Raw genomic sequence first — 8,377 nt, forward strand, 5'->3', positions numbered from 1 at the left:
CGGCACCGGCCGCGGCGCGCGCAACACCGCCTCCAGCGATTCGCTGCCGCACACGCCGCAGCCGCTGCGCCCGTCCAGGTTGCGGCGCCGCGCCTGTAAGGCCGCCGCCTGCGTCGGCGGAATCTGCAGGCGCAGGGACACGCCTTCCAGATACGTTTCGACCGCCTCGATGCGCAATTGCGCCGGCGCCGCGACGATGCCCTCGCTGAGCGAGAAGCCCAGCGCGAAATCCTCCAGGTCTTCCGGCGTGGCCATCATCACCACGAAGGGCGTGTCGTTGTAGGCGAACGCCACCGGCACCTCGGCGGCGACCAGGTCCTGGGCGACGGCCGTGCGCCCGTCGCGGTGGCGACGCACGCCGCGCACGACCGCACCTGGCCTGGATGACGCACCCGAATACATCGCGACCCTCCGGACTCAGTGGAACAGCACGAACGCATTCTGCCGTGCGACGGGGATGCCGGGACACTCCCGTCGCTCGGCCGCACCATGGGCAGCGGTGGCCGCCGTCGGCGACCATGTCGCACGCCGGAAGGCCTTCCGCGGCTGCCGCCTCCCCGCGTCAGCCCACGACCAGCTTCATGCGGGCGCCGATCGGACACGCCTTGCTACCCGCCAAGATGCTACAGCGTCGTGTTGTACACCTGTGAGGGCGGCAGGCCAATCGCCACTGGCAGCGCGGGTGACGCCCTGCCAACCCGACCCACACACGTGCGGGCCGAAGCGCCGGCCAGCGCCTGGCCCAGCCACACGGTCGCCCGCGCGCGTAGGCACGCTGCCGTTTCCAAGCGCCCGCGCAGGCACACCCAGCGACCCGCGACGGATGCCGCCCCCCTTTCAACAGCCGCGCCCCCACCCGACTGCGATCGGCGCCGCGGCGCGCGGCAGGCGCCTTTCCTTGTGCGTTGCAAGAAGCCCCAGCGCAAGCCGCGTCGTGGCGACGCACGCCGCCGCCACGTCGCGCTGCCGCCATCACCCGCCGGTCGGGTAGGCTGGCGGCCCCACGTTTGCGAAACCGTCCCATGCCCATCCCGTTCCGCCTCTGCCTTGCCGCCGGCCTTGTGCTGCTCGGCACCCACACCGCCAACGCCGCCGACCTGCCCGCCGATGTGCTGCGCCAGGTGCCGGCCGGCTACCAGCCGCTGGCGCAGCTGCAGGCCGATCTCGATGGCGACGGCCGCGCCGATTACCTGGTCGCGCTGCAGCAGCGCGGCGAGGCGCAGCGCGATCCAGCACCGGCCCGACCTTTGCTGATCTTCGTGCAGCAGGCCGACGGCCACTTCCGGCTGGCGGCGCGCAACGACCGGGTGATCCTCAAGCGCGACGAGGGCGGCCAGTGCGATCCGTTCACCGATGGCGACGAACCGTTCGCCGCCAAGGGTCGCTACTTCACCGTGCAGAACGGGGTCTCCTGCGGCCAGCACTGGACCGACTTCATCACCTTCCGCTACGACGCGCAGCGCAAGCAGTGGCTGTTCCACAAGCGCATCCAGCAGCGCTGGGAAATGAACCCCAATCCTTCGCCCGACGCCGAGGCGCTGGTCAAGGACGGCGAGCAGGTGCAGTCGGCCGATCCGCGGCACCCGGTCGCCTTCGCCGATTACCTGCCGCGCTGAGGCGCGGACGCGCCGCCATCGCGGCCCGCCCGCCACGAGTGGCCAGGCCCGCGCATCCGCCGCTCACGGGCGGCGGAAACGCGTCCGCGCCCGTTCCACCTGCGCACGCACCACGCAGTCCTCGGCGTGATCGTTGACCAGGCCCATGGCCTGCATGAAGGCATACACCGTGGTCGGCCCGACGAACTTCCAGCCGCGCGCCTTCAGCGCCTTCGACAACGCCACCGATTCGGGCGAGGTCGCGCGCGTTTGCGCCGTGTCCGCCGCCGGCGCCTCGTAGCGCCAGACGAACGCCGCCAGCGACCCTTCCTGCCGCACCAGCGCCTGGGCCATGCGCGCATTGTGGATGGCCGCCTCGATCTTGCCGCGGTGGCGGACGATCCCGGGATCCTGCAGCAGCCGCGCCACGTCGCCGTCGTCGAATAAGGCAAGGCGCTGGTAATCGAAGTCGAGGAAGGCCGCGCGGAAGTTCTCGCGCTTGGCCAGGATGGTGCGCCAGCTCAACCCGGACTGGAATCCTTCCAGGCACAGCTTCTCGAACAGGCGGCGGTCGTCGTCGACCGGAAACCCCCACTCGCTGTCGTGGTAGTGGAAGAACTCCGGCGCCGCCGCGCACCAGCGGCAACGCGGGCGACCGTCGGGGCCGGGAATGGTGGCGTTCATGCGCAGGTCCTGTCGATGCCGCGACGCCGGCTCATGGCAGCAGGAACTCGAGGCCGGGTGCCGCCTTGGCCGGCGCCACCTCGACGATTTCGCTGCGCACCACGCCGGCCGCGACGAACGGGTCCGCCTGCAGCCGGCGCTCGAGGTCGGCGCGGCTCAGGCCATGCGCCAGGATCGCGCCACCGGCCTGCGGCGGCAAGCTCCCGGCCAGCGCGAACACGCCATCGTCGAAGCCCTGCTGCAACCACTGCACATGCGCCTGCAGCAACGGCCCGGCCTGACTGCGATCGGCGGCAAAACGCAACAACACGATGAACATGAGCACGCTCCTGCGAATGGAAAAGAGGAAAACAACGCCGATCACGTGGCTGCCGGCGCGGCGGCAACCGCGTCAAGCCAGGCCTGCATGCGCCCGACCTCGCGCTGGACGAAATCCGCATCGCCGAACGCCTGCGCCAGCACCGCCACGCCCTGGCTGAAGGCCAGCACGTGCATGGCCAGCGCATCGGCCTCGGCGCTACGCCCAAGGCGTTCGAACTGCCGGCGCAGCCACTGGCGGAACAGGCCGAACAGCTGGGTGGCCTGCGCCTGCGCAGGGTGCTCGAGCTTGGACAACTCTCCGCACAAGCTTCCCACCGGGCAGCCATGGCGCATGATCGACGCCTGGTTGCGCACAACGATCTGGATGAATTGGCGAATGCCGTCGGCGGGTGCCACCGCTGCGTCTTCCCAGCCCTGCAGCATCGCCTGGGTCCGTTCCAGACGCAGCGCGATCACCGCATCCAGGATCGCGTCCTTGCTCTTGAAGTGGTGATAGAAGTTGCCGCGGGAGATGCCGACCGCATCGGCGACATCGGCGAACGAGGTGGCCGCATAGCCCTGCGCGTAGAACAGGCGGTCGGCCTCGGCGACGATGCGTGCGCGCGTGTCCATCTTCATCCCCCCGATCAGGCCAAGCCCCTTAGGACAATCATCCTAATGCCAGCAATGCGACTAGGTCAATCGACCTAGAACGGCTGCCCGCCGCCGGTTGCCGCAGCGCTGCCACCGATCCGCTTGGCGCCGACGCGGACCGCCACGCACGCAAGGCCTGCGTGCTCGTGCGCGTAGCGTCGCCATCCGGGCCGACGGGTAGGACGACCCTCGCACGTACGTCGCGCCCCTCACCCGCCGCCGCGCGCTGCGAACGCCGCCACCGAGACGCCAGGCGCCACCGCCTCCATGCCGGATGCCAGGCGTGACCAGTGCCGTGTCCGAATGCGGCCGGCATGGCGGCACTCCGACCGGCACGCTGCGCGCTCCATCCGTTCCTGGAGCGCCCATGTCCAGCTTCCGTTGCGTCGGCCTGCCAGCCGCTGCGTTCGACCCGCTGTTCGATCTCGACGACGCACAGCTGCAGGCACGTCACGCGCGGCGCCTCCGCGCCGACAGCGCGCTCGGCTATCCCTGCCGGATCAGCCTGGAGGACGCGCGGCCCGGCGAGGAACTGCTGTTGCTGCACTACCTGCACCAGCCCGCGCAGACCCCGTACCGCGCCGCCGGCCCGATCTACGTGCGCCGCCATGTCGCCACCGCCGCACCGGCGCCGGGCGAGGTACCCGATGCCATCGTCCGCCGCCTGATCTCGCTGCGCGGTTACGACGCCGGCGACATGCTGATCGCCGCCGACGTGCAGCCCGGCGAACGCATCGCCACCGCGATCGCCTGCGCCTTCGCCGACCCGCAGGTGCGTTACCTGCACCTGCATCATGCGCGGCAGGGCTGTTTCGCGTGCCGGGTGGAGAGAGAGCCGGGATTGGGGAGTCGGGATTGGGGATGAGTGGCTGCGCCGCGACCTGGAACGCCCCCGGCGTTGCAGGAGCGGCTTCAGCCGCGATGAGCACTACCGGAAACGCCCATCGCCGCTGAAGACGCTCCTACGACATCCGCAGCCGCAACCCCACTTTTCACCAATCCCGAATCCCCAATCCCGAATCCCCGCTACTCACCCAGATTGATCCACGTCGCCTTCATCTCCGTGTACTTGTCGAAGGCGTGCAGCGACTTGTCGCGGCCGTTGCCCGATTGCTTGTAGCCGCCGAACGGGGCGGTCATGTCGCCGCCATCCCAGTAGTTCACCCACACGCTGCCGGCGCGCAGCTTGCGCGCCACGCGGTGCGCGCGGCCGATGTCGCGGGTCCACACGCCCGCCGCCAGGCCGTAGTCGCTGTCGTTGGCCATGCGCAGGGCGTGCGCCTCGTCGTCGAAGGCGATCACCGACAGCACCGGGCCGAAGATCTCCTCGCGGGCGATGGTGTGTTCGTGGCCGACCTCGTCGAAGATGGTCGGCTCCACGTAGCAGCCGCCGGGCACCACCTCCACGCGCTTGCCGCCGAGCAGCAGGCGCGCGCCTTCGGCGTTGCCGCGGGCGATGTAGTCGAGCACGCGGTGGGTCTGGGTCTCGTCGACCAGCGCGCCCATCGCCGCGTCGTCGTCGAACGGATGCCGCGGCTGCAGCGTGCGGCCGGCGGCGACCACGCGTTCGACGAAGGCATCCTTGATCGAGCGTTGCACCAATAGACGCGAGGCCGCGGTGCAGACCTCGCCCTGGTTGTAGAAGATCGCCGCGGCGGCCGCCTGCGCCGCCTGTTCCAGGTCCGGCGCATCGGCGAACACCAGGTTCGGGCTCTTGCCGCCGCATTCCATGTACGCGCGCTTCATGTTCGACAACCCGGCGCACTGCAGCAGGCGCCGGCCGACCGCGGTGGAGCCGGTGAACACCAGCCCGTCCACGTCCATGTGCAGCGCCAGCGGCTCGCCGGCACCCTTGCCGAAGCCCGGCACCACGTTGAACACGCCGTCGGGAATGCCCGCCTCGGCGACCAGTTCGGCCAGGCGCAACGCGCTCAGCGGCGATTTCTCCGACGGTTTCAGCACCACCGAGTTGCCGGCGGCCAGCGCCGGGGCGATCTTCCATGCGGCCATCAGCAGCGGGAAATTCCACGGCACGATCGCGCCGACCACGCCCAGCGGCTCGCGGGTGATCAGGCCCAGTTCGTCCTGCCCGGTCGGCGCCACTTCGCCGTAGAGCTTGTCCACCGCTTCGGCGGTCCAGGACAGGCAACGCACCGTCGCCGCCAGGTCCACCGCGCGCGCATCGCGCACCGGCTTGCCCATGTCCAGCGACTCCAGCAAGGCAAGTTCGTCGGCATGGCGTTCGACCAACTGGGCCAGCGCCAGCAGGGTCTTCTTGCGCTGCGCGGGCTTGGCCTGCGACCAGTGCCCCGCCTCGAAGCCGCGCCGCGCCGCGGCCACCGCGCGGTCGATGTCCGCGGCCTCGCCCTCGGCCACGCGGCCGAGCAGGCGGCCGTCGATCGGGCTGATGCAGTCGAAGGTCTTGCCACTGGCGGCATCGACGTAGCGGCCATCGATGAAGGCCTGGGTCCGCGGACGCAGCGTGTCGGCCAGCGCCTGCCAGGCGTCGCGGGTGCGGGGTGCGGTCATCGGGAACTCCTGCTGCGGCGGAAGGATCGGAAGCACGCGACGGCCGGCGACGCGGCGCGCATACGGCTCAGAACGTGGCCGGCGTATTGGCGCTGACCAGCACCGCGGTCTCGCGGCCGACGTTGCGGAACCGGTGCGGTACCCGGCTTTCGAAATAGTAGCCCTCGCCGGCGCGCAGCACCCGCACCTGGCTGCCGACGGTGATCTCCACCTCGCCGGCCACCACCACCCCGCCCTCTTCGCCGTCGTGCACCAGCATCGCGCTGCCGGTGTCGCTGCCGGGCGGCATCACCTCGCGCAGGATGCACATCTGCCGCTGCGGGCGATGCCGGCCGACCAGGTAGTAATGGATGCCGTCGCTGCCGACGTCGGGCAGTTCGTCGGCGCGGTAGAACGGCGCATCGGCCTCGCCCGGGTCCAGGTCCTGGGTGAAGAATTCGGCCAGCGAGATCGGGATGCCGTCCAGCACCTTCTTCAGCGAACTCACCGACGGGCTGACCTTGTTCTGCTCGATCAGCGAGATGGTGCTGTTGGTCACGCCCACCCGCTTGGCCAGCTCGCGCTGGCTCAGGCCGTGGGCGGTGCGAACCCGATGCAGGCGGGCGCCGATATCCATCGCGAATGGGAACGCCGGTGGCGGTGTTGCCGGATACTTTACACACCCGCCCCGGACGGTCAATTTCGGGCGGCGCGCCCGTGTTGCGGCGCAACCAGGAAAAGCCCGCCCGATTCGCGCGAATTGCGACACGCCGGGTCACACCCGGCGCAGCGGCATGGTGTAAAGTTTTTTCAACATCCCTCGCGTGGAGCCTGCGATGCGCCCTCAGCCGCCCCTCTCGTCCCAGGCGCTGTCCGACCATTACGCCGCGCAGGCCACCCGCGCGCCGGACACGCTGGAGGCGTTCTGGATGCCGTTCACCGCCAACCGCCAGTTCAAGGCGCGGCCGCGGCTGCTGGTCTCGGCCGAGGGCATGCACTATCGCAGCGTGGACGGGCGCCAGATCCTCGACGGCACCGCCGGGCTGTGGTGCTGCAACGCCGGCCACGCGCGGCCGCGCATCGTCGAGGCGGTGGCACGGCAGATCGCCACGCTGGATTTCGCGCCGACCTTCCAGATGGGCTCGCCGTTGCCGTTCGTGCTGGCCGAGCGGCTGGTGGAACTGGCGCCGCCGGGCCTGGACCACGTGTTCTACACCAACTCCGGCTCCGAGTCGGTGGACACCGCGCTGAAGATCGCCCTCGCCTACCACCGCGCCCGCGGCGAGGGCCAGCGCACGCGTTTCATCGGCCGCGAGAAGGGCTACCACGGCGTCGGCTTCGGCGGCATTTCGGTCGGCGGCCTGCCGAACAACCGCAAGGCGTTCGGCCCCCTGCTGCCGGGCGTGGACCATCTGCGGCACACGCTCGACCTGGAGCGCAATGCGTTCTCGCGCGGCCTGCCGACGCATGGCGCGGAACTGGCAGAGGACCTGGAGCGGCTGGTGACGCTGCACGACGCCTCCACCATCGCCGCGGTGATCATCGAGCCGATCTCCGGCTCGGCCGGGGTGGTGCTGCCGCCGCACGGCTATCTGCAGCGCATCCGCGAACTGTGCGACAAGCACGGCATCCTGCTGATCTTCGACGAGGTCATCACCGGCTACGGTCGCGTCGGCCACGCCTTCGCCGCGCAGCGCTTCGGGGTAACCCCGGACATGATCACCACCGCCAAGGGCCTGACCAACGGCTGCGTGCCGATGGGCGCGGTGTTCGTGTCCCATGCCATCCACGAGGCGTTCGCGCACGGCCCGGCCAACGCCATCGACCTGTTCCACGGCTATACCTACTCCGGCCATCCGCTGGCCTGCGCCGCCGCGCTGGCGACGCTGGACACCTACGCCGAGGAACAGTTGTTCGACAAGGCGATCGAGCTGGGTCCGGTGTGGGAGGAGGCGATCCACCGGCTGCGCGACCTGCCGCACGTCATCGACATCCGCAACTTCGGCCTGATCGGCGCGATCGAACTGGCGCCGCGCAAGGGCGCGCCCGGCGCGCGCGCCTACGAGATCTTCGAGCGCTGCTTCCATGAAGGCGACCTGCTGATCCGCGTCACCGGCGACACCATCGCGCTGTCGCCGCCGCTGATCGTGGAAGCCACGCACATCGAGCGCATCTTCGCGGTGCTGGCGGACATGATCCGTAGCACGCCCTGACCCCTCCCTCACCCAACCCACCGCCCGCGCTCCCCACGCGCTGCGTCTGCCTGGAGAACCGCTCATGCTGGTCGGCGTTCCGAAAGAGATCAAGAACCACGAGTACCGGATCGGGCTGACCCCGTCCGGGGTCCGCGAACTGGTGCTGCACGGCCACCAGGTGCTGGTGCAGCGCGGCGGCGGCCAGTCCATCGGCCTGACCGATGCCGAGTACGAGCGCGCCGGCGCACGCATCGCCGAGGATGCGGCCAGCGTGTTCGCGCAGGCCGAGATGATCGTCAAGGTCAAGGAACCGCAGCCGGAGGAATGCGCGATGCTGCGCCCCGGGCAACTGCTGTTCACCTACCTGCACCTGGCGCCGGATCCGCAGCAGGCCGCGGCGCTGCAGCGCTCCGGCTGCACCGCCATCGCCTACGAGACCGT

Annotated in this window: 9 protein-coding genes and 1 pseudogene; 4 read left to right on the forward strand and 6 right to left on the reverse strand. The window is 70.2% G+C overall.

Annotated features, from left to right (window positions below; translation table 11 throughout):
* Window positions 1-402: formate dehydrogenase accessory sulfurtransferase FdhD (locus D183_RS0116225; RefSeq protein WP_026144547.1), on the reverse strand; the 402-nt coding region annotated here is incomplete at its 3' end.
* Window positions 403-1,022: 620 nt separating this feature from the next.
* Between D183_RS0116225 and D183_RS0116230 the strand changes: the two genes are divergently transcribed.
* Entirely contained in the window at window positions 1,023-1,616 is a 594-nt protein-coding gene (locus D183_RS0116230) for a hypothetical protein (protein ID WP_051067636.1), read from the forward strand.
* Between the two features lie 63 nt (window positions 1,617-1,679).
* Here the strand turns inward: D183_RS0116230 and D183_RS0116235 are convergent, their stop codons facing one another.
* The 3 genes from D183_RS0116235 to D183_RS0116245 are packed head-to-tail and all read right to left on the reverse strand — an operon-like array spanning window position 1,680 to window position 3,218.
* Window positions 1,680-2,279: a DNA-3-methyladenine glycosylase I gene (locus D183_RS0116235; protein ID WP_017909929.1), complete on the reverse strand. Its 600-nt coding sequence runs from the start codon at window positions 2,277-2,279 to the stop codon at window positions 1,680-1,682.
* Window positions 2,280-2,310: 31 nt separating this feature from the next.
* Complete coding sequence (locus D183_RS0116240) at window positions 2,311-2,598, reverse strand: YciI family protein (protein ID WP_017909930.1); 288 nt, start codon at window positions 2,596-2,598, stop codon at window positions 2,311-2,313.
* Window positions 2,599-2,639: 41 nt separating this feature from the next.
* A complete protein-coding gene (locus D183_RS0116245; protein WP_017909931.1) occupies window positions 2,640-3,218 on the reverse strand; it encodes a TetR/AcrR family transcriptional regulator in 579 nt (192 codons plus the stop codon).
* A 382-nt stretch (window positions 3,219-3,600) separates the two neighbouring features.
* On the opposite strand from D183_RS0116245, the gene D183_RS0116250 reads away from it, so the two are divergent.
* Window positions 3,601-4,098, forward strand: a complete 498-nt coding sequence (locus tag D183_RS0116250) for a DUF1203 domain-containing protein (protein WP_017909932.1) — start codon at window positions 3,601-3,603, stop codon at window positions 4,096-4,098.
* 161 nt (window positions 4,099-4,259) lie between these two features.
* Here D183_RS0116250 and D183_RS0116255 read toward each other — a convergent pair whose 3' ends face one another.
* Both D183_RS0116255 and D183_RS0116260 read right to left on the reverse strand, forming a co-directional pair.
* The gene (locus tag D183_RS0116255; protein ID WP_017909933.1) at window positions 4,260-5,762 is read right to left on the reverse strand and encodes an aldehyde dehydrogenase; all 1,503 of its coding nucleotides are present in this window, start codon (window positions 5,760-5,762) and stop codon (window positions 4,260-4,262) included.
* A 67-nt stretch (window positions 5,763-5,829) separates the two neighbouring features.
* Window positions 5,830-6,378 (reverse strand): cupin domain-containing protein, encoded by a 549-nt coding sequence (locus D183_RS0116260; RefSeq protein WP_017909934.1) that lies wholly within the window; start codon window positions 6,376-6,378, stop codon window positions 5,830-5,832.
* 187 nt (window positions 6,379-6,565) lie between these two features.
* Here D183_RS0116260 and D183_RS0116265 point away from each other — a divergent pair, with 187 nt between their 5' ends.
* Window positions 6,566-7,954 carry an aspartate aminotransferase family protein gene (locus D183_RS0116265; RefSeq protein WP_441366215.1) on the forward strand — a complete coding sequence of 463 codons (1,389 nt, stop codon included), beginning with the start codon at window positions 6,566-6,568 and terminating at the stop codon, window positions 7,952-7,954.
* A gap of 64 nt (window positions 7,955-8,018) precedes the next feature.
* Window positions 8,019-8,377 (forward strand): annotated as a pseudogene (locus tag D183_RS0116270) (alanine dehydrogenase); the annotation flags it as partial.

This window comes from Xanthomonas sp. SHU 199, from assembly GCF_000364665.1.
Taxonomy (GTDB): domain Bacteria; phylum Pseudomonadota; class Gammaproteobacteria; order Xanthomonadales; family Xanthomonadaceae; genus Xanthomonas_A; species Xanthomonas_A sontii.

Coding starts and splice junctions, on each gene's coding strand:
- D183_RS0116230 (WP_051067636.1), top strand. CDS start 1,023: ATGCCCATCCCGTTCCGCCTCTGCCTTGCCGCCGGCCTTGTGCTGCTC.
- D183_RS0116235 (WP_017909929.1), bottom strand. CDS start 2,279: ATGAACGCCACCATTCCCGGCCCCGACGGTCGCCCGCGTTGCCGCTGG.
- D183_RS0116240 (WP_017909930.1), bottom strand. CDS start 2,598: ATGTTCATCGTGTTGTTGCGTTTTGCCGCCGATCGCAGTCAGGCCGGG.
- D183_RS0116245 (WP_017909931.1), bottom strand. CDS start 3,218: ATGAAGATGGACACGCGCGCACGCATCGTCGCCGAGGCCGACCGCCTG.
- D183_RS0116250 (WP_017909932.1), top strand. CDS start 3,601: ATGTCCAGCTTCCGTTGCGTCGGCCTGCCAGCCGCTGCGTTCGACCCG.
- D183_RS0116255 (WP_017909933.1), bottom strand. CDS start 5,762: ATGACCGCACCCCGCACCCGCGACGCCTGGCAGGCGCTGGCCGACACG.
- D183_RS0116260 (WP_017909934.1), bottom strand. CDS start 6,378: ATGGATATCGGCGCCCGCCTGCATCGGGTTCGCACCGCCCACGGCCTG.